This is a genomic window from Ruegeria sp. Alg231-54, assembly GCF_900143525.1.
Lineage (GTDB): Bacteria > Pseudomonadota > Alphaproteobacteria > Rhodobacterales > Rhodobacteraceae > Ruegeria.
In genome coordinates, this window is record NZ_FREZ01000012.1 from 30512 (window position 1) to 51739 (window position 21228).

Here is a 21228-nt window from a genome sequence, read left to right on the forward strand (position 1 = left end):
CTTTATCCGTACCAGAGGTTAGTGAGCAGCCCGCGCGGGAAGCGGACCTCGAAAACGCCGTCAAACAGAAAAAAGACGGCAATTGGGGTGATCAGTCCAACGAGGAAAACGGCCCAGAAGCGGCGTTCACCCCAAAGGGCTGCCAGCGATCCGGCGAATAGGCCAAGTCCAAGAAACAAATCGATTTCAGCGACAAGCAAGAACCCGATCAATAGCCCCATGGTCATTTGCACCATTTTTGTCAGTCGTTCAGGCGCGGCGCTGGTGTCGCGAAACAAGAGCCAGACTGACAGCATGATGATCAAACCGATCACAAGCTGGGGAAAGTCTTCGGGTTGCATTCCGCGTTTCAGAATTGGCGGCACCCGGTCAAACTGGGTCGACAACCAATAGGCCCAAGCACAAAATGCAATAATCCCCAATGGGACAGCATAACGGGAAATGTCTCGGCGGGGTTGATCAGTGGTGTCAGCAGCGTCTTGCATCTCATGTCATTCCTGAAAAAGGAAGTGCGGTACGGCGACAGGGAAGTCGCCGTGCCAACTGGTCAAATTATTCGATGAATCCCAGCTCTTTCAGAGCCGCTTCCATATCGGTGACCATAGTGGTGATCTGGTTGCCCCACTCTTCTGAACCAACAACCGAAGTGCTGTCGAGACCGACCGATTCCAGGAAGCCCTGATAAACGCCGTGGTTCATCGAGTTCATCAAAGCAGCTTCGATCTGTTCAGCCACTTCGTCAGGCGTGTCCTTGTGAACAACGAACCCACGTACCGTTGAGAAGCTGACATCAATGCCCATTTCCTTAGCGGTTTTTACGTCAGGCAAGCCTGCCATACGCTCATTCGCCAGAACAACAATCGGGCAAACGTCGCCAGCATCGATTTGCGAACCAGCTTCGGCAAGGTTCAGAACAGCTGCGTCAACCGCACCGGCAACCAGTTGGGTCGCCAATTCGCCACCACCATCAAACGGGACGATTTTTGGGGTCTGCATGCCGCCTTTCTTGGTGAACATGAATGCCGATACGTCATCGATGTTGCCAAGATGGGTGGTGCCATAGCTGATAGGCGCTTCTTTTTGCGCCGCAACGAATGCGTCCGCGTCAGCATAGGCGCCACAGCGTACCATCAGAATTTGTGGATCATCTGTACCGCGTGCAATTGGACGGATATCATCCAGCGTCATTTCGGTTTTGCCCTTTGCGACAGTCGCCGCGTGACCAATGGTGAAGGTCAGGATCGAATAACCATCCGCGGGAACGGTCAGATAGTGATCCATGGCAACTGCACCGCCGCCACCCTTTTTGTTCACGACAACCATATCCGTTTTCAGCTCGCGACGGGCGCGCAGCATCATCATGCGGGTAGTGACATCCGTGCCGCCGCCGTTACCGGCATGAGTGATGACTTCGATAGTCTTGGATGGGTACTCATCGGCACCTGCAATAGAGCCCATTAGGGCCATTGCAGCGACCGATACGGTGGCAAGAAAGTTTTTCATTAGTTCCTCCTAGGTGTTTCAAACCGGCACTCCCTAGGGCCGATTCGTAATCTCGTGAGCATGGCGTATCAGGTATTTGGAATTTGGTATACCAAAAATTGGCGACATTGGAATATGGGTGCTGTCAGACGGGTGCTGTCAGACGAATTCGAACCAATCTCTGTTAGGCCAGTGAAGCTGTCCTTTATTCCACGCCAAGTTCGCGCCACTCGGCAAGAGCGGCGGTGCGTGTCAGCTTGAAGGTGTCTCGGCTGGTGAGCGATCGCTCCTGATTGAAATGGTTGTAGACGGAGGAATGAACGGCGGCGAATTTCTGCAAACTTCGCATGCGCCTGAAACGCTGCATGGCGCGTTCTCTTCGTCGGAACGGCAGGTGAGAGTTCTCAACGCGGTTGTTGAGCCACCTGCCCGTCTGTTGTTTTTCCAGAGCACCCAAATCTCTCAGCGCCGCCTTATAGGATGCGAAGCGATCTGTGACGACTTCTTCAGCTTTGCCGTGCCGCTTCATCAGTTTCCTGAGGAATTTCAATGCTGCGGCTTTGTTTCTACGCTTCGTGACGACAGCTTCGAGCACCTCTCCTTCGTGATCAACGGCACGCCAGAGGTAGTGACGCTTGCCGTTCACCTTCACAAAAACCTCGTCCACGTGCCATTTCCATTTCGAGAATGCCCGCAGTTTCTGAACACGCTTTCTGCGGATCTCAGAAGCAAACACCGGCCCGAACCTGTTCCACCAGTAGCGGACAGTTTCATGACTGACATCGATGCCTCGCTCGTGCAGCAGATCTTCGACATTCCGCAACGAAAGTGGAAACCGGATGTACAGCATCACCGCCAAGCGGATGATCTCGGGACTGGTTTTGAAATACTTGAAAGTGGCAGGTTTGCTCATTCCCAAAGGCTACGAAACCCCCCTGCCCGCCTCAACCCAAGTTCTTCTGACATGACCCTGCGAAGAAGTTGGTTAAAAAGTTAAGAGTCTTTTTGTTTTCTTCCGACGTATCAAGGAATGCCGATACTCGTATTTCAAGCTGATTGAGTAGCGTTAGTGCATTCGACTACGTATGCGGTTGGCTGGGCGTCGCTTTTCGCTTGATACCTTTGCAAAGCTCACAAACCCATTCAGCGGTTCCATCAATCGCTCGACTTGAACTCTTTAGGTCGTGGTAGGAAACGACCCGCTGTTCGCGGCAAAAAGGACAAGTTGCAATCGCATGAAAATCGGGAACATGGACGGCTTTCGGCGGGGCGGGATTGCAAACCATAGAGTTCTCCAATTGGGAGGATACCGCGCGTGCTGAACATAGGTTAGCGGCCTATTTTGACACTTTGTCGGGCTATATCATCACAAATTCTAACATAAGTCGCTACGCTGTGCGATTTTCGTTTCGGAAGGCACGCCTTGAGTGCGGTTTAGTAATTTCACAGATTTAGTTAATCGTCTGCCTTGCAGAAGATGCGGTCATTGGGCTTCGCACGTTTGAGCTATTTCGGGCCGTCTAGTGTGCTACAGCGCCAGCATCAGTTCGTGAAAAGCTCCATTACTCCGATATTTTTCGCCCGTGCCGTCAACTTTTTTGAGAACTTCTTACGGCTGACTGTGTCGAGTTCGTTCCAGAACTCTCGGCTGACACGGATGCTTCCAAGCTTACTATGGCCGTCCAGTATGTCTTCGGAATGGATCTGTTCAAGCCGCGCTGCTTTGTTAACCTCTGTCCCAATCATCGTGAACTGATGTCGTGTTGCAGAACCGAAATCTCCACTCACGACAAGCCCGATATGTAGTCCAATTCTGAGGGTCAAAGGCTCGTTCCCTATTCTAATCTCCTTGACGTTCTTTACCGATTGTTCAGCGGCACGAACAGCATCCGAACAGATTGACGAGGCGTCTTCGACTTTGCCCTTCATCACCCAAAACGCCATCAACCCGTCACCGATGAACTTATCGATGTGTCCGCCTCGATCTAGGACGGGGGACGTTTGTGCGTTGAAAAATCGCTGAACGATGTCGGCGACGCGCTCCGGAGGCGTATTCAATGTGAACTTGCTGAATCCGACCACGTCGGAAAACCAAATTATAGCCCGCTCGATGAGGTATTCGGCTTGTTGTTCGCTCCCGGACTGCATTCGGCGACTTAAGGCGTACTGGTTTGTGTAAGCGTGTAGAATGCGCGTGTCGTCAGCCAAGTGGCGGCTAAGAGACGCAGTCTTCCTAGTCGCGCTTCGAAGTTTGATCGAGATAATTTTTGCGATGTTTCTCCAAATGATACCCGCTTCTGGGTGTGTCTCTATATTGGTCCGATCAATAACTAAAACATCGACAATACTCTCGTTTGCGACAAGGTCGTAGACACGTTGATACCCGTTGCCGGCCAAGTGTTGTTCTCCGATCACTTCGTTTCGCCGCCGAACGAAAAGAGTTTGTCCATTTAATTTAATGGCGACAGATCCATTAACGATAATCCAGAGACACTCTGCCGGATCGCCGGCACTGCAGATAGATTCGCCTTCGGTGTACCTGTATCTACGTGGTTCGAGCGGCGTGGTGTCTTCGACATCGTCAATGAGTCCGGATAGCGCAAGTGCTTCCTCGTACTCTGGACCCAGCTTCTCAATTGGTGTGATCGACGCATTTTCCGCCATTCGAGCCTCCGCATCCACATCCACGTCTCCTGCTCGCAGTATCACCATAGCACGAAACCCCAAATCGAACGTGTTGCTTGGGAAGATTGAAGGAATGCGATCTGCTCTCGGGTGGCCTGCCCGCAGTGTTCTCAAATTCCGCTCTGGGCTCAATACGAACGTTCGTCGACTTTTCCCAAGTGACCGCCTTGCGGACAAAGCTGCCTGTCGTTGCGGCTAACTTGGCTAACGGGCGTCGTAGACAATTTCGCCCTCGAACACCGTCAGAATCGCCTCTATCTTTCCAATTTCTCCCGTCCGGTCCGCCGCAACCAAGTCAAACGGGTTTTGATCCAAAACTGCCAAGTCCGCGAACTTGCCAACCTCGATCGATCCGGTGACGTCTTCATGTTCCATCGCGTAGGCCCCGTTGATCGTGAAAATACGCATAACGTCTTCAAGCGTCACGCCTTCGCCTAAAGGCCCACCCGGATAATCCGGATCATCCGGGTTTTCGCGAGTGATCATGGCTTCCATGTTCCGGAAGGGATTTGCAGAGGGCGCTGAAGCGGGCCAGTCACTGCCGTAAGATACCGTCACACCCCTGCGCAGCATTTCTGCGATCTGCGCACGCCCCGCAGCCCTGTCAGGTCCAAGGAGCGGATCGTAAAGGTCACCGGTCGGAAAGCGAAAATATACAGGTGGCGACATGTCCGCAACGACATCAAGCCGCGCCATACGGTCCATATCTTCCGGGGTGACCCACAGAGGATGTGCAATCTGGGCGACTGCATCGAACGCTGGATAGTTCTCGCGACCCTCTTCTATGAGATCCAACACTACCTTCGTTGTACCGTCGCCGATGGAGTGGGCCATCATCTTGTAACCATCTCGCATGTTTTCACGCATCTGGTTCATCATGTTTTCGCTGATCGTTAGGATACCGAAGGTTTCGGTTCCCTCATATGGCTCGATCATGAGCGACGTTTTTGTCAGTGGCGTGCCATCCGCTCCCCATTTCACCGTGAATGGGTCAATCAACCGGGATTGCAGATCAGGCAAAAGTTCCAATGTCTCTTGAGCGCGCGCTTCCTCGCCAAAATAGTCGTTCATGATCAGAGCCGTATCGACCCGAAGTCGCACTTTTTCTTCGTTGGCAAGCTCCGCCCAAGCCATGATTGCTTCACGTGATACGGCAGCATCTGTGATCGCAACTATTCCAAAGCTGTGCAAAATATCCTGACTTTCCAGTATTGCCTTCTCCCACATAGGGACATCAGGATGAGTTTGGATACTACCCACGCGGAATAGGCCCATTTCAGCCAGAAATCCAGTAGGTTCACCGGTTTCCGGATCCATTTCGATGACACCGGTCTCGGGCTGCGGCGTATCCTTTGTAATGCCCGCTAGCTCAAGTGCCTTTGAATTAACAACTGCGTTATGTGCCGAACTGTCGACTAGATAAACCGGTCGATCCGGGAAAATATCGTCGAGTAAGTTTTTGCGCGCTCGCCCATCTTCAAAGTGGGAGGGGTCCCACTGCTGACCCCAAATCCACCCATCACCCGGGTTGGCCTCGGCATACTGCATCAGTGATTGTCGAATTTCGTCAGGAGTGCTTTCGGGCGGAAATGTAGCCCTATTGGCATAAGGAAGGATCGTTGCGCCCGCGCTCGATGCGTGGACATGGTTCTCTTGGATTCCCGGCATCATAAAGGCGCCCCCGAGGTCGATCACTTCCGTTTCGGTCCCAGCAAGAGCCAAAGCATCTTCATTACTACCCACGACCACCAACTTGCCGTCTGTGATGGCAATAGCCTCGACCCACGGAATATTCTGGTCGACGGTGTAAATTTGCCCGTTTGTGAAGACCGTGTTTACGCTTTGAGCCCACAAAGGCAAAACAGACGAAGCCACAAGAAGTGAGGCAAGACCGAGCTCGATCGTTTTCATTCCTATTACCCCAACAGCTAGATCATCATCTGCCTTAGAATGGTCGGTTGCGAGCTGTTTAACAACTTCTGCTCTGGGCTCGAAGCAGACATGCGGCAGTGCAGCGGTCGAAGGTTGAGCCTGTTCCCGTAAGCAGACTTTAGGAAAAACGAGATGACCCAGCGATTTCATCGGCTTGGCCAATCGTGCTGACATTCGTCTTCCACAAGCCACCCTTCGCACAAACCGGGCTGATCGACGGCTCAGAGCCCATTTTGGCCGATGCTGCGCGATGTCCGAATGACTGCAATGCGCAGTAAACCAGCTTTGCGAAATTGTGAGAATAGGCTCTTAGTCCCCGTTCGATCCAAGGATAATTTTCGGTCTGATACTTCGCCAAAAGTGGGAGCATCACGATGCTTTCTATATGCGAAGTAGGCGCCAGCTCGGTGTCAAGCTGGATTGCTCGCAAAAAGTGCGAGTATCCAGCCCCGAAAACACTCCGTCTTGCGCGACAAGGACTGTACGCCAACCTCGTGCTGCTGCACCGAGGATATCGGTGTGAAGAGTGTCACCGCACATCGCGATGCGTTCGGGCGGAATTCCTGGAAGCGTGGCTTCGACCATTTCAAATACTTCCGGAAATGGCTTGCCAAAGAACCTGATGCCTTGAAGGCCCTCATCTGCCAGCAAATGCCCGTAGTGTCCGGGCTCCAATGAGAACCCGAAGTCTCGTGGCGCTGCCAGATCAGCATTTGCGACCACCACTGGGCGCGGTTTGGCCAACAAGCTGTCGCAAAGCATGGATTGTTGAGATTGTTGCCAGATTTCGGTCGAGAGAAACAAGAAACCGTCAGCCCGGTCAAAGTCTGCCTTGTCTGCCTCAAGCCTGATCGTCTCGGATAAGATGTCCGTCAGGGCGTCAGACGGCGAGGCGATGCAGCCCCACAGACCGTCGTTCAGGTTTGCCAAGGCTGCGTCTCGGCTGGTCACAATCTCATCTGAATCAACCTGCATTCCGAGCTTTTGAAATTTGGCAGTCGCGCCCTGGTGATTATAGCTGGCGGCATTGGAAAGAATGCGAATCTGGTGTCCGCCCTCCCTGAGCTCTTTCAAACGAGCTGCCGCGCCGGGAATCGGAGTTTCCCCAACATTTAGAACGCCAAAAGCATCAAAAACAAAGGCGTCTACTTCGTTGCCAATATCTAGAAGTGAATCAATATCCAGAGTGGCCGCGTTGAATGTTGCTTTTGGGAGTCTGGGACGTATGGACTGATAACGCGAAAATATCGAGTTGGCGTCAAGCATGTGTCCAAATGTCCTTTTTTGATGAGCGCCCCTGACAAGTTTGACGCAATCCAGAATGTAACATCAACAAAGCAAAATGGAAGAAAAAACAACATTTACAACAAATCGTTGTCAAGGAGATTCGAAATTTCGTGCACAAAGCATTGATAAATATAATTTTTACGACACTTGCAGCCAGGGCGCCCTTTAAGGTTTTATGTGGCTTTGATTGAAAAATGTTGTTTTGTTGTTTTTTGGTGATATGGTTTTGGCAACTTGAAGGGGGATAAATGGCGTCAAAGAAGATCAGACGGAGGGATTTAATCCAGCAAGTCGTGCAAGAGCGTGGCGGTGTCAGTGTGGGGGCCTTAGCGGAAATGCTAGGGGTCTCGACGCAAACCATCCGCCGTGATCTGGACATATTGTGCGACGGTGAAAACCTGCGGCGCGCGCACGGGCGGATCGAGCTGGCTGAAAGCCGTTTGAATACCCCGTTTGATCAGAGAGCCGGAACGAACCTACGTGGCAAACGGTCGGTTTCCGAACTTGTTGCGAGCATGATCCCCAACGGGGCAAACGTGTTCCTTTCAATCGGATCGACTCCGCTCGAAGTGGCCAAGGCACTGTCCGGCCACCAAGAGTTAACAGTCATCACGAACAACCTGAGTGCCGCGATGGCGCTGAGTAATGAAATCTCAAACCGTATCCTTTTGCCAGGAGGCGAGCTGCGTCTGCCCGATCGTGATTTTATCGGCGAAGAAGCAACTGATTTCTTTGACAGGTTTCGTGCCGAGTTCGCAGTATTTGGCGTTGCCGGTGTGGCGCATGATGGGGGGTTGTTGGAATTTCATCCAGCGGAGGTTCGGGTGAGAATGAAAATGCAGCAGCACGCGGCCAAATCGATTCTCGTAATAGACAGTAGTAAATTTGGTCGCATTGCGCCGGCATTGGGCGGCAACATCTCGGATGTCGACGTTGTCGTGTGTGACCGTACTCCGGCCCCTGAATTTTCTGATCTCGCAGACAGTTTGGGCGAGGCCATTACTTACTCACAAGGAGAGCGCTGAATATGGCGGAACCATTTGTTCACGTCGACAATATTGCCAAGCGCTGGAATGGGCAGCTTGGCGTCGAGAATATTAATCTTTCGATCCCGCGTGGTTCGTTCGTAGCGCTGCTTGGCCCTTCGGGCTGCGGCAAGTCAACGACGCTGAGATTGCTGTCGGGACTAGAATTGCCGGATGAGGGGCGGATCGTCATTGACGGGCTTGATATCACAACTTCTGCCCCTGCGGAACGCAATCTGTCGATGGTGTTCCAGTCTTATGCTTTGTTCCCGCATCTGAGTGTTGCGGAAAACGTCGTCTTTGGCCTCAAGGTGCGAAAAGTCGGCGCGGCGGATCGGCGCGAGAAACTGACCCGGGCGCTCGAGATCACTGGCTTGTTGGGCTATGAGCAGCGTAAGCCGGGCGAATTGTCGGGTGGTCAGCGCCAGCGTGTGGCGCTTGCACGTGCGATCGTGGCAAACCAGCCGCTGTGCCTGATGGATGAGCCGCTTTCGAACCTCGATGCCAAGCTGCGCGCCTCGGTGCGCAAGGACATCAAAAAACTACAGGTCGATTTGGGCATCACCGTAGTTTACGTCACGCATGACCAGACCGAAGCGATGAGCATGGCCGACATGGTCGTGCTGATGAAAGACGGCCTTATCCAGCAGACAGGTTCACCAGAAGAGCTTTACTACAAGCCTGCTAACACCTTTGTCGCCGAGTTCGTCGGTGCCCCGCCAATGGCGCTGATCAAGTCTGAAGGCGTGCCGGGATTTGAGCGCGCCACGACAATTGGCCTTCGCGCCGAAGCGGTGAAGGTGGTGGAATCGGGCAAGGGCAGGCTGACTTGTAAAGTATCGGAATGTGAATTCCTGGGTTCCGAGACATTCATTGGCCTGTCACATCCTGCTGCCAATGGTCTGACCGTATCCATGCCCGGATTGAAACATATTCCGGCAGGAGAAGATCTGGAGATCAGCTTTGCCGATGAAGACCTGCATTTCTTTGACGACATGGGCAAGCGACTGGCCGGGTAGGTCAAGCAACTGAACTTTGGAAAGACAAGAGTAACTGTCATCACTGGGAGGAAAAAATGAACGTTATTAGAAAGATAAGTTTGGCTGCCGTCTCGGCCACCGCGCTGGCTTCAGCCGCGGCCGCAGAGACGGAACTAACCATGTATTATCCTATCGCGGTTGGCGGCGCGCTGACAGAGGTAGTGGATGGCATCGTTGCCGATTTCGAAGCCGCCAACCCTGACATCAAGGTCAACGCGATCTATTCAGGAAACTATGACGACACGCGCGTGCGTGCCTTATCAGCACTTGCTTCGGGTGAACCGGCTCAGCTGGCGGTGATGTTCTCAATCGATGCCTATGATCTGATCGAGCAGGATCTGATCGTGGCCTACGAAGATATCGACGGGGTTAACCCGGACTGGCTAGACAACTTTTATCCGGCATTGATGGCCAATGGCCGGATCGAGGGCAAAACCTGGGGCATTCCGTTCCAGCGTTCAACTATCGTTGCCTATTACAACAAGGACCAGTTTCGCGCGGCTGGTCTTGACCCTGAGGCACCGCCCAAGACCTGGGACGAGCTGATCAGCATGGGCAAAGCACTGACCAACGACGACACCTATGGCCTGATGATCCCATCGACCGGCTATCCCTACTGGATGTTCCAAGCGTTGGCGATTCAGAACGGCAAGGAGGTGATGTCCGATGACGGCCTGACCACCTATTTCGATGACGAAGCCGTTGTCGATACGCTTGAATTCTGGCAGTCGCTGTCGCAGGAGCATGGCATCATGCCCACCGGCACCGTTGAATGGGGTACTCTGCGCCAGGCGTTTCTCGAAGGTCAGACCTCGATGATGTGGCATTCAACCGGCAACCTTACAGCTGTGAAAAACAACGCCAGTTTTGACTTTGGCGTCGCCGAGCTTCCGGCAAATGTGCGTCTGGGTTCACCCACCGGCGGTGGCAACTTCTATGTTTTCAAGGAGACATCGGACGAAGAGCGCGCGGCAGCTATGAAGCTGATTGAATTCATGACCTCGCCCGAGCAAGCAGCAGCGTGGTCCATCGCGACCGGCTATATGGGTGTGTCTCCGGCGGCGTATGAAACCGAGGCTCTGAAATCCTATACAGAAGAGTTCCCACCCGCTCTCGTTGCCCGAAATCAGCTGGAAAACGCGGTTGCCGAGTTCTCGACATTTGAAACCGCACGCGTGCGTGAGGGTTTGAACAACGCAATTCAGGCGGCTTTGACCGGCACAAAATCGGCTGAAGACGCGCTAGGAGAAGCCCAGACATCGGCTGTGCGCCTGCTGCGTGATTACCAGTAACCTCAACTCCCTGGCGTCGGGCAGAGATGCCCGACGCACCTAACCTTGAGGGTCGCAATATGGCAGAGCATGTGAATATCGAGCGTCGTCGACAGGCCATCTACGGTTGGATCCTGTTGTCACCAGCGGCAATTCTGCTGACGACCTTTGCGTTTTATCCTTCGCTTGCGACCTTGTGGTCGAGCTTGTTCAGCCGGGAGACCAGAAGACGCCCCAGCGAATTTGTCGGGGGTGAGAACTATACCGACCTGTTTGCCGACCCAACCTTTTGGAAGGTTGTCGTGAACAACTTGATTTATGCGGGCGCGACCATCCCTATTTCTATTGCCATCGCGCTTTCGATGGCGCTTTGGGCGAACTCCAAGATCCCGGCGCGCGGGTTTGTACGCACCGCCTATTTTACGCCCACGGTCCTGCCAATGATCGCAGCGGCAAACCTTTGGCTGTTTTTCTATACCCCCGGATTGGGTGTGCTCGACCAGATCGGCAGTCTGTTTGGCCTTCCCTCGATCAACTGGCTGGGGCAGCCTGAAACTGCCCTGTGGGCTGTAATCATCGTGACGATCTGGAAAGAGGCTGGGTTTTTCATGATCTTCTATCTGGCGGCCTTGCAGACGATCCCTGAGGACCTCAAGGAAGCTGCCGACATTGAAGGCGCCAGCCGCTGGACCTATACGCGCCGGATCGTGCTGCCGTTGTTGATGCCGACGACGCTATTTATCATGGTCAATGCGTTGATCAACTCTGTGAAATTGATCGATCATTTGTTCATCCTGACCAAGGGCGGGCCCAACGATGCGTCCAAGCTTATCCTTTATTACATCTGGGAAATGGCCTTTGCCTTCTTTGATGCGCCCCACGCAGCGGCAATGACCATCCTGGTGCTTGTCGTGCTTGGCGTGGTTGCCGGCGTCAAGTTCACCATTCTCGACAAGCGGACCCATTACCAATGAGCGGATTTTCCAAGCATATCGAATCCTTTGGCGCATTGTTGTTGGCCGTGATCTGGATTTCCCCGCTGGTCTTTGCCTTTTGGGCGGCCTTCCACAGCACCTCTGACGCGGTCAACTTTAACATCACGTCGCCATGGACACTCGACAATTTCCGCACCGCTTGGGAGGGGGCGCCGTGGCTACGCTATTTCCTCAACACCTTCCTTTTAGTGACGGTGATCCTTATTGGTCAGTTCTTTGTCACGACGTTGGCAGGATTTGCCTTTGCCCAGGTCCAGTTTCCAGGTCGGGATTTCGTGTTCATCCTCGTGTTGATGCAACTTTTCATCCTGCCCGAAGTGTTGATCGTGGAAAACTATGCAATGGTTTCACGCCTCGGATTGTTTGACACGATTCTTGGCGTCGGAATGCCCTATATGGCCTCTGCCTTTGGCATTTTCCTAATGCGGCAGGCGTTTAAGGGCGTTCCTATAGAACTGCATGAGGCAGCGCGCGTCGAAGGCTGCGGCTGGTTCGGGATTCTTTGGCGAGTCTATGTGCCGTTGGCGCGCCCGACATATCTTGCTTATGCGTTGGTGTCGGTATCGACCCACTGGAACAACTTCCTCTGGCCGCTCATCGTGACCAACTCGCCCGACACACGACCGCTGACGGTTGGCCTGTCGATCTTTGGCGCACCGGAAAATGGTGTGGATATAAGCGTCATTTCGGCGGCAACGATGATGTCCGTTGCACCCTTGTTGATCGCGTTCCTCGTGTTCCAGCGTCAATTCGTTCAAGCCTTCCTGCGCGCGGGGATCAAATAGTCGTGGCGACATTTCTTCATCTAAGTGACTTGCACGCGGTATCGCGCGGCGATTTGTGTTCAGGCGTGCTTGATACCCGCGCGATCCTGATTGGGGTCATCGACCGATTGATCGAAAGAGGCGAAGCTCTTGGCCCGCTCGACGCGGTTCTAGTCACTGGTGACGTCAGCGAAGATGGCAGCCCGGACAGTTACGATTTCGCGCGCGCGCAACTGGAGCGGTTTGACCTGCCGATTTATGTTGTTCCTGGAAATCATGATGCGCGCAAGCCAATGCAAAAGGCCTTTTCAGGTTTGGACATCATGCCGGTGGACGGGCTTGTTGATTGGGTGGACACGGTGGGCGATACCCGTGTTATCGGGCTTGACACGCTGGTTGAAGGACAGGGCGGTGGCAGGCTGCGCGTGGAAAGTCTTGATTTTTTGGAGCGGGAGCTTTCTGGGTCTGACGGGCCGGTTGTCGTTATGTTGCATCATCCGCCATTTAGCACCGGGATTGATTTCATGGATGTTATCGGATTGGAGAACCATTCCGATCTGGCAGAAATTCTTGCGGTGCACTCTGGGGACATCACGGTGTTGGCTGGGCATGTCCACGGCGTTCACATTGGTCGCGTTGGCGGTCACGTTGCCATGACAGCGCCCGGCCTTTGCAGCGGTTTTGCACTGGACCGGCGTGCGGTGGCTCCTGCTGGTTTTTTTTCTGGCCCTACGGGCTGTGCAGTTCTCGAGACCGGAAAGAGCGGTATATGGAGCGTTGTTTCGCTAGACGCTGCCGAGGGACCGTATTCATTCTGAAGTGGCCGGATTGGCCCGGAAACCAAAGACTCGGTGATGATGGATAGCTCACCCATAATTGTTGTTTTGAATTTGGCTGCTGCTGCGGCACTTCTGATCTGGGCTGTTCGCCTTGTGCGCACCGGTTTTGAGAGAGCCTTTGGAAGCCAGTTGCGGCTTTGGTTGCGTCGGTCGATGGGAAACCGGTTGGCCGCGACGGGAACCGGAACGCTGACCGCGATCCTGCTGCAAAGTTCCACCGCCGTCGCAATGCTGCTTGCCGGATTCATGGCCGCGGGTTCGGTTGGCGGCACCGCCGGGTTGGCCATTATTCTGGGGGCGGACCTTGGCTCTGCCATCGTAGCGCAGATCATGAATTCCCGGATTGCTTTGCTGACGCCCTTGCTACTTTTGATCGGGGTGCTGATTTTCCTGCGCAGTTCCCGGCGCGGCGTGCGCCAGGTAGGTCGGATCCTGATTGGATTGGCCCTGATTTTTCTGTCGCTTGACCTTATTCGCGATGCCAGCGCGCCGCTGGCAAACAGCGAGGCCGCTTCGGGGGCCTTGATTTACCTGTCTGCTGATCCGTTGACGGCCTTTTTGCTGGCGGCGGTTTTTGCCTGGCTGGTGCATTCCAGCGTTGCGGCGATATTGTTGTTTGCAACCCTTGCGGCTCAGGGCGTTCTGCCCCTGTCGGCGGCGTTTGCCATGGTCCTTGGGGCCAATCTGGGCGGTGCCTTTATTGCGTTTGTTCTGACCTTGCAGGCCGATGTCTCGGTGCGGCGGGTCGTGTCTAGCAATTTGTTCCTGCGTGGCGGTGGGGCGGGGCTGGTGCTGTTTTTTCTCTACCGGATTGACGGTGTTGACCTTGTTCCCGGGGCCAGCCCCGTTCAGCAGGTTTTGAACCTGCATCTCCTATTCAACCTTGCGCTTCTTGTCGTCTGTATTCCGTTTCTTGGCCCGATAATGCGTTTGGCGGAGAGTGTTTTCGCTGATGAAAATAAAAACAGCGCCAAGACCAACGTACGTACGGCCCTGGATCCTTCGGTCCAGAACCAGCCTGCGCGCGCCTTTGCCTGTGCGCATCGTGAGTTGGTCGAAATGGGCAATAGGATCGAGATCATGGTGCGGGACTCAATGTCACTTTTTGACAATTACGATGATGCCATTGCTCAACAACTGAAGAGGGAAAAAGTCGACATTGACCGAATGTCGCTTGACCTGCGGGTTTATTTGTCTGGAGTCAAAAGCGACAATCCGAAAGAGGACACCGGTACGCGGGCATTTGATCTGTCCGGCGTGGCAGTGAACCTTGAGGCCGGGGCGGATACGATTGCACGGAAAATGGTCGAATTGGCCAAGCGCAAGAGTGCGGAAAACGTGAACTTTTCGGAAGAGGGTTGGCAGGAACTGACCGATTTCTATGACCGTGTGTTGCGCAACGTTCAGCACGGAATCGCGGTACTGATGACCGAGGATGCCGGGGCAGCACGGGAACTGGTGCAGCAAAAGGAAATGATCCGCGAGATCGAGAGAAAGCTGGAGCGCGCGCATCTTACCCGGCTGCGTGCAGGGGTGTCCGAAACCATCGAAACCAGTGCGATTCACCTTGACCTGTTGCGCGCCCTGAAAATGTTAAACACGGCATTCGCGATGATCGCCTATCCGCTTTTGAAAGAGAGTGGACAGTTGTTGGAAAGCCGATTGGCAAATGAATAGACGGTTTCATAGAGTGATTAAGATACAGTCCTAGTTCAAGACGATCCACTTTCCCGAGCCGGGAAGCGCTGGCAATCAGACGAAAAAATGGAAACTGATCAAACTTAAAACAGTTCATCAAATGGGTCAGCTTATAAAGTTGAATGGAAATTATGTTGTGCCAGCCAAATACAGGCCTTTTGATAACGACCGTACGCCTTGCGGCGACCGACTGGTTCGTGAAAGAATTGCGATCTCAGCGACTCACAGCCCATCAAGAAAGTTTTCGATTTCTGCTAGAGCTTTGGGCCACGCGGGATCGTACTCTGGCATTGTGTTGTTCGTGGTTTCGATACCAACAAAGCGAGCATTCCCAATGCATGAGGCCAGCATCCTGCCTTGATCAACGCTGTGCATTCTGTCTTTCATGGCGTGAAGAACCAGAGCAGGACAAGAGATTTGTGGCAACATATCGGTGATGTCGACCTCCGCGACCAGAGGGCCAATTCGCTGCCAATCTTGGTGATCCATCGCCAGCTTCATGAACTCTGCATAGGTCCGCTGATCGTAAGGACTAGCGGCCGGAGAAAATGACTGAGCCATCAAGTCTCTTGCTGAAGGGTAATCGTCATTCCAACCCTCTAAGCTCATATCCATCATTGCTTGCCCAAGGGCGGCAATGCCCGGTTGGGAGCGCACTTCCAACCCTTGCGCAAAACCACCCAACAACACCAGACCTGAAACACGATTGGGACGTAGCGCAGCAAAGGCTGCGGCCACAGTAGCCCCGAAAGAAATGCCGAACAAAGGCAAGCGTTCAATTTTTGTGTCGTTAAGTACGGCCTCCACATCTTCCACTATCCGAATCAACGAGACATCCTGCACACCTCTCTCGGACAAACCGTTGTTGCGGCCATCAAAACGATAAAGGCAGTAGCTCTGAGACAGCAATGGTAGCCAGCCGGCAATGGTGTTCATTGTCCAGTCATATTCCAGATGCCTTAGCCAGTTCGGCGTCACGAGCAGCTTTCTTCCTTCGCCGGTAGAGGTCCAGGCCAGAGTCGTACCATCCTTTGACTTTGCAAACCTGATGTCTTGGGACTCGGCTTGACGCTTTTTCTTCGCTCGTTTGATGTCGCCTTCAAAGTCAATAGAAAAGGCTTCGATGGGATTTGGAACCCCTTTAAGTCGCATAGAACTTTCAGGCCGTAATGCAACGCTCAGCGAGGTCCCTGCGACATCAGCAGTTGTCTTGCTGACAAAACAATTGCCGGGCTGAGCTGTTGCCTGAAGGCGCGAGGCCACATTCACGGCATCCCCAAACAAATCGGTGCCGTTGGGCATGACATCCCCAACATGAATACCGGCGCGTAGTGAAAGATCTTCACTTCGCATTTGCTGTAGAATATCGCTGGCCGCATTGATTGCATCGGTGGCTGCATCAAACTCGACCAGAGCTCCGTCGCCCAGCAATTTGAAAATCCGTCCAGAGTTGCCTTTCACCGCTGGCTTGATGACTTCGAGCAAAATGCGTTGTAATGCAAGGAAGGTAGCATCAGCATCCTCCGACATACGTTGCGTGTAGTCGACCACATCTAGACTCAAGACTGCTGAGGTTTTCCTTTTCATTCCTCGGTGCGACCTCACTTTGCTTGATTTACTCCAAATTCAGATTTATCAGACGCCATTTCCTTTGGCATAATAACTCCAGTTGCCCATGTCGGTCCATCATTCGAGTTGAGAAACTAAGGTTGGGCCCAGCTGAATTACCGCTTCGCCGTAGCTTCTATCGAGTGATTGGCTGGAGCGGAGGCTTTGGCGGGCCGCGCTGCGGCATCATCACCAAGCATTCAATTACAGGAATGGCCTGGTAATTGCCGTTTGCAACGCAACGATCAACATCGGCTTAGTCCGCATCTCGGTCATCTGACGGAAAAGGTCAGATGACCGCTCCGAGCCCAAAGCGGTCACTTGCAAACGCTCCCAATTTCACGCTTATGTAAGTAATGAATTCGCTACAAAAGCCATTTGTTCCCTGGGCGCAGATAACGCATTTAGTGGCACTTGGAACGCTGAGCAGCCTCATCTGACTGGTCCAAGTTGATTGTTAGTGCATTATCGGCCTGTGATCCATCGGGATGATGGTTTCAGGTGCTGGCGAGCGATAGCCCAGTGCACTGCGGGGGCGTTTTGTGTTGTAGTGTCTCCTCCATTGTTCGATCAAAATTTGAGCTTCTCGAAGGCTGTAGAAGATTTCGCCGTTGAGCAGCTCGTCTCTGAACCTGCCGTTGAAGCTTTCACAGTATCCGTTCTCCCACGGGCTCCCAGGTTCAATGTAAGCCGTCTGGGCGCCAACTGCGGTGATCCAGTCTCGGACGGCCTGGGCGATGAATTCTGGCCCATTGTCTGAACGTATGAAGCGGGGTGCACCCCGCAGTATGAACAGATCCGTCAGGGCATCGATCACATCGACCGAGTTCAGCTTGCGCTTCACTCTAATCGCTAGGCACTCCCGGCTGTGCTCATCAAGGATGTTCAGCGTCCGAAAAGCTTTGCCATCGTCAGTTCGACAATGAACGAAGTCATAGCTCCATACATGATTGCGATACTCCGGCCTCAGCCGAACGCACGATCCGTCATTCAACCAGAGCCGCCCCTTCTTCGGTTGTTTCATTGGCACTTTCAGCCCCTCTCGCCGCCAGAGCCGTTCAACCCGCCCATCGCTGACAGACCATCCAGCCTCTCTCAGCAGCGCAGCGATCCTGCGATAGCCATATCGGCCATATTGACGGGTCAGCTCGATCATGTCGGCGACCAGCCTGTCCTCGTCCGCGCGGCCTCTTGGGATGCGTCGTTGCGTGGACCGGTGTTGTCCAAGCACGCGACAGGCGCGTCTCTCAGAAACGTTCAGCTGGTTGCGTACATGGTTAACACAAGCACGACGACGAGCGGGGCTCAGTAGTTTCCCTTTGTGGCTTCCGTCAGGATCAGTTTGTCCAACGTCAGATCAGAAACCGCACGTCGCAATCGTTCGTTCTCTTTCTGAAGCCGTTTCAGTTCCTTCAATTGATCAACACCCATTCCCCCGTACTTTTTTCTCCAGCGGTAATAGGTTTGCTCAACAACACCAATCTGTCTGACCGCATCAAGACGGGACATGCCTTGACCCATCAGAACTTCAACCTGCCGTAACTTCGAGACAATCTCTTCAGGCTTCGGTCTCTTGTTTGCCATTCTTGGTCCTCCGTTTCCTAAACATAACGGTGGACCAGTTCAGTTGGGGAGGCTCACTCACCAGAGGTGGTCGCAAGCTGGATGTAATCGCGCCCGAACCGCATTCGATACTCGTAAAAATGCTCGTGACCGTTGAACACTGTGTACGGCATGTCGGACAGTGCTTCTTCGATACGGTGAAACTCGGTTTCTTCCGCTTCCCAAGCGGGTTTGTGCGTTATCACAAAGGTATGTCGCGCATCTTGGTTCGAGGCGACAACATCGACAAAATAGTCACCTTGCTCTTTACTAATCGCTCCAGTGACCCGCTCCAAGCTGTTCGCGTAGGGGGTTTCAGCGAAGGCTTCCGGGCCATCGGTCTTGTAGATTTCTACGGCCTTAGCGCGTTGTGCCGCAAGCGTTTCTCTGCGCTCCGCACTCATATCCTCGGTGTCGAGAACGAGAAACAACACATCTTTTATGCGGAAATGGAAATAGGGCTGGCCGTAACGTTCTGCCCAAACGGCACGTTCCGCCTTGCTCGACAGATCATGATTGCCACCGACGTAGACATAGGGCGCACCGATCAATGCCGCTCGCGCATCGAAACTCTCCCACTCTGCTATCAAGGCATCCCGGTCACCACCGCCTTCGATTAAGTCACCGACACTAATCACGAACTCTGGACGCAGGAGCGCCATCTGCCGTGCTGCCAATTCAAAGATGCCAGGACGTTCGCCGCCGGTGAGGTCCGAGTGCAGGATAAAGGTCAGGTCACTGGTGTCGCCGGACGTAAGTGGTTCAGACCAAGGAACTGCGTCACCTGAAATGTCATGCGAAAAAGTCTGAGCTTCTGTAGCGCAGGCGAGCGCCATTAAGGCGGTCGCCACACTAGCCAACTTACCGATCATACTCATCAACGCAGATCGTTTTGATAAATCACACCGTCCTTCGTCACTAGATCAATTTCAAGCAGTCCATCAATCATGTCACATCTCCTCCCTAATACTCTACAGGCTTCAAAAGACTATCCGCGTACGTACCCCGAATAACGTAATGTTACCCTGAGTGGGGTTCAGAAGCGGGTCGGAAATGAATTGTATCGATGGCGTGATCTGCAGTCCGGGCGAAATTGAAAACCGGTAGAAAGCTTCGAGCGTGAATTGATCGCCGTCTACGCCTCTGGCCTCGGCCCAGTTCAGGCCCAGCCCGGCCAGATCAGTATTGCGACCGTAGTACCCAAGACCGGCAGAAACCGACCGGTCATAAAGCGCTGCGGTCCCCTTTGAGGCACCTGCGCGGAAGAACGGCATCCACTTATTGTTAACAAACCATGCAGCGGAAAACGCCGCACCATAATCTTCAGGGCGGCTGCCATCATCGGCTGCATCCGCATGCCAGAGGGTCAGATGGATGTTGTCGAAATAGACGCGATCGAAGCCGGAGGTGTACCCAAGTTCGAGTGATTTGAAGAGATTTCCATCACTAAACACATCAAAGTTTGGATCAGACGGGTCGGCGTTTGCGTCTGAGACGCTCGCAACAGCGTAGAAGTTTTCACTCAGCTTTACCCCACCGGCAATACCAAGACCTTGACTAGGCGTGTTAATGGTCGGGTTGGTGTTAAAGGACAGGTTCTGGAATCCGCTGTAAGGGCTGACCAACCCATAGATATCCACAAAGTCTGTTACATCAATCTGCCCGACTTGCAGTGTCCACGCGCCGTTCTCGGCCCTTTGGGTCCAGAACAGGTTGGTCAGCAGCAAACCATTGTCGTTAAAGGCTGTACCTGTGATCGAAATGGCTCCGCCATCCAGCCCGAGAAACTGCGGCGCAACATCGGTGTAGCTGTGTCGGTCTTCGATCTTGAATGTCAGTGAGCCGCGTTCTGTTGCCTGCCAACTACCGTAGAAACGCGCAATTCCACTGGCGGCTTCACCGGTTCCCAAGTCTGCATTTGTGGTTTGGCCCAATGCCAAATAGTCAATGCTGAACCTAAACCCATTCTCAGCCAACTGGTCCTTCCACTGGAACCAACCCGGTACAATATTGAGCGGAAAATCGGAACGATATTGAGGATCGGTTAGCCCATCTCCGGGTTCTAGATCAGCTTCGACCGAAGAAGGTCCGGACAGCCCTTGCGCTGAAGCTACGCCAGCAAAGGCTATACTCAATGCTGCGACCAGAAGTCTTATCATTCAGACGCTCTCACCCCACCCGTCTTGCGGTGACCCGCCGCAAGGATGTTATCAGCAACCGATTCCGCCCAATCATTCGTTGTTGACGTGCCAGTCATCAGGTCTTGCATCGTTTCAGTCTGCGAGACCTCCAATACATAGCTGGAGCTCATTGGCACATTGCCGTCTACGACGCGGAAAGTGTGATTTGTTTCTTCAATCGATAGTTTGCCAGTCAGCCGCACAGGTTCATGCATAGTGCTGGGGCTCCAATCGCCGCCTACGCGCGCCCGGATCATCTGATTAGCATTTGGCGGTGGGGTATGGCTGCACATGCCGCGTTCGGGAACGAGGTAGACAACAGCGGTTCCATCCGCTTCGAGTGGCGCTGGAATAGCGTAACCCGCTAACGTAACAGTTTGTCCATCCAGGTTCGGATTGGCCGCTGTTGCTGCTTTCTTGCGCCGGTCGGCTACGATCCATCGTTGATCGATCAGCCAATCTGCATCAATCCCGTCTTCGGCCAGTTCTTCAAGTGCCGTATTGATTTTTGCGGCACTGTCAGCCATCCGAGCCTCGTTGAGGGTGGGATCGTTTAGCAGCTCTCTGTTTCGGACGATCGTTCGCAAGGATTCGATCTGTTGATAGTTCAAATCCTCAAAAGGATCCTCATAGGTTTGCACTGACGGATCGACAAGATCGCTCCAGTCCACTGAACGATCTTCGGCTGAAAACGCCAGGGTCGCGGACAACACCAAAGCTGTGGCCACTCGACCAGCTAAAGACATCATGCTCATTTTTAAGTTCATTTTCTCCAATATTGAATGCAGGACGGCCGAGGTAAACAAACCGCCCTGCATAC

Annotated in this window: 18 protein-coding genes; 7 read left to right on the top strand and 11 right to left on the bottom strand. The window is 53.4% G+C overall.

The window, feature by feature from the left end; all coding sequences use genetic code 11:
* Positions 1-2: 2 nt before the first annotated feature.
* From DHN12_RS18575 to DHN12_RS18600, 6 genes are all read right to left on the bottom strand, one after another.
* Positions 3-485 carry a tripartite tricarboxylate transporter TctB family protein gene (locus DHN12_RS18575; RefSeq protein ID WP_082649225.1) on the bottom strand — a complete coding sequence of 161 codons (483 nt, stop codon included), beginning with the start codon at positions 483-485 and terminating at the stop codon, positions 3-5.
* Between the two features lie 67 nt (positions 486-552).
* Positions 553-1503, bottom strand: a complete 951-nt coding sequence (locus tag DHN12_RS18580; RefSeq protein ID WP_108861523.1) for a tripartite tricarboxylate transporter substrate binding protein — start codon at positions 1501-1503, stop codon at positions 553-555.
* 184 nt (positions 1504-1687) lie between these two features.
* Positions 1688-2395, bottom strand: coding sequence for an IS6 family transposase (locus DHN12_RS18585; RefSeq protein ID WP_108861524.1), 708 nt, complete (start codon positions 2393-2395; stop codon positions 1688-1690).
* A gap of 629 nt (positions 2396-3024) precedes the next feature.
* Positions 3025-4146, bottom strand: coding sequence for an adenylate/guanylate cyclase domain-containing protein (locus DHN12_RS18590; RefSeq protein ID WP_159090076.1), 1122 nt, complete (start codon positions 4144-4146; stop codon positions 3025-3027).
* A 225-nt stretch (positions 4147-4371) separates the two neighbouring features.
* A complete protein-coding gene (locus DHN12_RS18595) occupies positions 4372-6078 on the bottom strand; it encodes an amidohydrolase (RefSeq protein ID WP_159090077.1) in 1707 nt (568 codons plus the stop codon).
* Between the two features lie 402 nt (positions 6079-6480).
* On the bottom strand, positions 6481-7365 hold the full coding sequence (locus DHN12_RS18600; RefSeq protein WP_108861527.1) for an HAD-IIA family hydrolase: 885 nt from the start codon (positions 7363-7365) through the stop codon (positions 6481-6483).
* A 269-nt stretch (positions 7366-7634) separates the two neighbouring features.
* Here DHN12_RS18600 and DHN12_RS18605 point away from each other — a divergent pair, with 269 nt between their 5' ends.
* From DHN12_RS18605 to DHN12_RS18635, 7 genes are read left to right on the top strand one after another with little or no spacing between them, the layout of a single operon-like run.
* A complete protein-coding gene (locus DHN12_RS18605; RefSeq protein WP_108861528.1) occupies positions 7635-8411 on the top strand; it encodes a DeoR/GlpR family DNA-binding transcription regulator in 777 nt (258 codons plus the stop codon).
* A gap of 2 nt (positions 8412-8413) precedes the next feature.
* The gene (locus DHN12_RS18610) at positions 8414-9430 is read left to right on the top strand and encodes an ABC transporter ATP-binding protein (RefSeq protein ID WP_108861529.1); all 1017 of its coding nucleotides are present in this window, start codon (positions 8414-8416) and stop codon (positions 9428-9430) included.
* A 56-nt stretch (positions 9431-9486) separates the two neighbouring features.
* On the top strand, positions 9487-10743 hold the full coding sequence (locus tag DHN12_RS18615; RefSeq protein WP_108861530.1) for an ABC transporter substrate-binding protein: 1257 nt from the start codon (positions 9487-9489) through the stop codon (positions 10741-10743).
* 59 nt (positions 10744-10802) lie between these two features.
* A complete protein-coding gene (locus DHN12_RS18620; RefSeq protein WP_108861531.1) occupies positions 10803-11696 on the top strand; it encodes a carbohydrate ABC transporter permease in 894 nt (297 codons plus the stop codon).
* On the top strand, positions 11693-12502 hold the full coding sequence (locus DHN12_RS18625) for a carbohydrate ABC transporter permease (RefSeq protein ID WP_108861532.1): 810 nt from the start codon (positions 11693-11695) through the stop codon (positions 12500-12502). Before DHN12_RS18620 ends, DHN12_RS18625 begins: the two co-directional genes overlap by 4 nt.
* 2 nt (positions 12503-12504) lie before the next feature.
* Positions 12505-13299 carry a metallophosphoesterase gene (locus tag DHN12_RS18630; protein ID WP_108861533.1) on the top strand — a complete coding sequence of 265 codons (795 nt, stop codon included), beginning with the start codon at positions 12505-12507 and terminating at the stop codon, positions 13297-13299.
* 36 nt (positions 13300-13335) lie between these two features.
* Positions 13336-14997 carry a Na/Pi cotransporter family protein gene (locus tag DHN12_RS18635; RefSeq protein WP_306418415.1) on the top strand — a complete coding sequence of 554 codons (1662 nt, stop codon included), beginning with the start codon at positions 13336-13338 and terminating at the stop codon, positions 14995-14997.
* Between the two features lie 243 nt (positions 14998-15240).
* Here DHN12_RS18635 and DHN12_RS18640 read toward each other — a convergent pair whose 3' ends face one another.
* From DHN12_RS18640 to DHN12_RS18660, 5 genes are all read right to left on the bottom strand, one after another.
* Positions 15241-16605: an alpha/beta fold hydrolase gene (locus DHN12_RS18640; protein ID WP_108861534.1), complete on the bottom strand. Its 1365-nt coding sequence runs from the start codon at positions 16603-16605 to the stop codon at positions 15241-15243.
* Between the two features lie 478 nt (positions 16606-17083).
* Positions 17084-18210, bottom strand: a protein-coding gene (locus DHN12_RS18645) for an IS3 family transposase (protein WP_108861535.1) whose coding sequence is annotated in 2 segments (ribosomal slippage) — positions 17084-17949 and positions 17949-18210 — 1128 coding nt in all. Because the reading frame shifts where the segments join, the coding sequence is not laid out codon by codon here.
* Between the two features lie 53 nt (positions 18211-18263).
* A complete protein-coding gene (locus DHN12_RS18650) occupies positions 18264-19106 on the bottom strand; it encodes a metallophosphoesterase (RefSeq protein ID WP_108861536.1) in 843 nt (280 codons plus the stop codon).
* Between the two features lie 102 nt (positions 19107-19208).
* Positions 19209-20387, bottom strand: a complete 1179-nt coding sequence (locus tag DHN12_RS18655) for a carbohydrate porin (protein ID WP_108861537.1) — start codon at positions 20385-20387, stop codon at positions 19209-19211.
* Complete coding sequence (locus DHN12_RS18660) at positions 20384-21226, bottom strand: DUF3299 domain-containing protein (protein ID WP_234416696.1); 843 nt, start codon at positions 21224-21226, stop codon at positions 20384-20386. The genes DHN12_RS18655 and DHN12_RS18660 overlap by 4 nt, the downstream gene beginning before the upstream one ends.
* Positions 21227-21228 lie beyond the last annotated feature (2 nt).

Excerpts from the sequence above, each read along its gene's own strand:
- DHN12_RS18575 (WP_082649225.1), bottom strand. The coding sequence starts at position 485 with ATGCAAGACGCTGCTGACACCACTGATCAACCCCGCCGAGACATTTCC.
- DHN12_RS18580 (WP_108861523.1), bottom strand. The coding sequence starts at position 1,503 with ATGAAAAACTTTCTTGCCACCGTATCGGTCGCTGCAATGGCCCTAATG.
- DHN12_RS18585 (WP_108861524.1), bottom strand. The coding sequence starts at position 2,395 with ATGAGCAAACCTGCCACTTTCAAGTATTTCAAAACCAGTCCCGAGATC.
- DHN12_RS18590 (WP_159090076.1), bottom strand. The coding sequence starts at position 4,146 with ATGGCGGAAAATGCGTCGATCACACCAATTGAGAAGCTGGGTCCAGAG.
- DHN12_RS18595 (WP_159090077.1), bottom strand. The coding sequence starts at position 6,078 with ATGAAAACGATCGAGCTCGGTCTTGCCTCACTTCTTGTGGCTTCGTCT.
- DHN12_RS18600 (WP_108861527.1), bottom strand. The coding sequence starts at position 7,365 with ATGCTTGACGCCAACTCGATATTTTCGCGTTATCAGTCCATACGTCCC.
- DHN12_RS18605 (WP_108861528.1), top strand. The coding sequence starts at position 7,635 with ATGGCGTCAAAGAAGATCAGACGGAGGGATTTAATCCAGCAAGTCGTG.
- DHN12_RS18610 (WP_108861529.1), top strand. The coding sequence starts at position 8,414 with ATGGCGGAACCATTTGTTCACGTCGACAATATTGCCAAGCGCTGGAAT.
- DHN12_RS18615 (WP_108861530.1), top strand. The coding sequence starts at position 9,487 with ATGAACGTTATTAGAAAGATAAGTTTGGCTGCCGTCTCGGCCACCGCG.
- DHN12_RS18620 (WP_108861531.1), top strand. The coding sequence starts at position 10,803 with ATGGCAGAGCATGTGAATATCGAGCGTCGTCGACAGGCCATCTACGGT.
- DHN12_RS18625 (WP_108861532.1), top strand. The coding sequence starts at position 11,693 with ATGAGCGGATTTTCCAAGCATATCGAATCCTTTGGCGCATTGTTGTTG.
- DHN12_RS18635 (WP_306418415.1), top strand. The coding sequence starts at position 13,336 with ATGATGGATAGCTCACCCATAATTGTTGTTTTGAATTTGGCTGCTGCT.
- DHN12_RS18640 (WP_108861534.1), bottom strand. The coding sequence starts at position 16,605 with ATGAAAAGGAAAACCTCAGCAGTCTTGAGTCTAGATGTGGTCGACTAC.
- DHN12_RS18650 (WP_108861536.1), bottom strand. The coding sequence starts at position 19,106 with ATGAGTATGATCGGTAAGTTGGCTAGTGTGGCGACCGCCTTAATGGCG.
- DHN12_RS18655 (WP_108861537.1), bottom strand. The coding sequence starts at position 20,387 with ATGATAAGACTTCTGGTCGCAGCATTGAGTATAGCCTTTGCTGGCGTA.
- DHN12_RS18660 (WP_234416696.1), bottom strand. The coding sequence starts at position 21,226 with ATGCAGGGCGGTTTGTTTACCTCGGCCGTCCTGCATTCAATATTGGAG.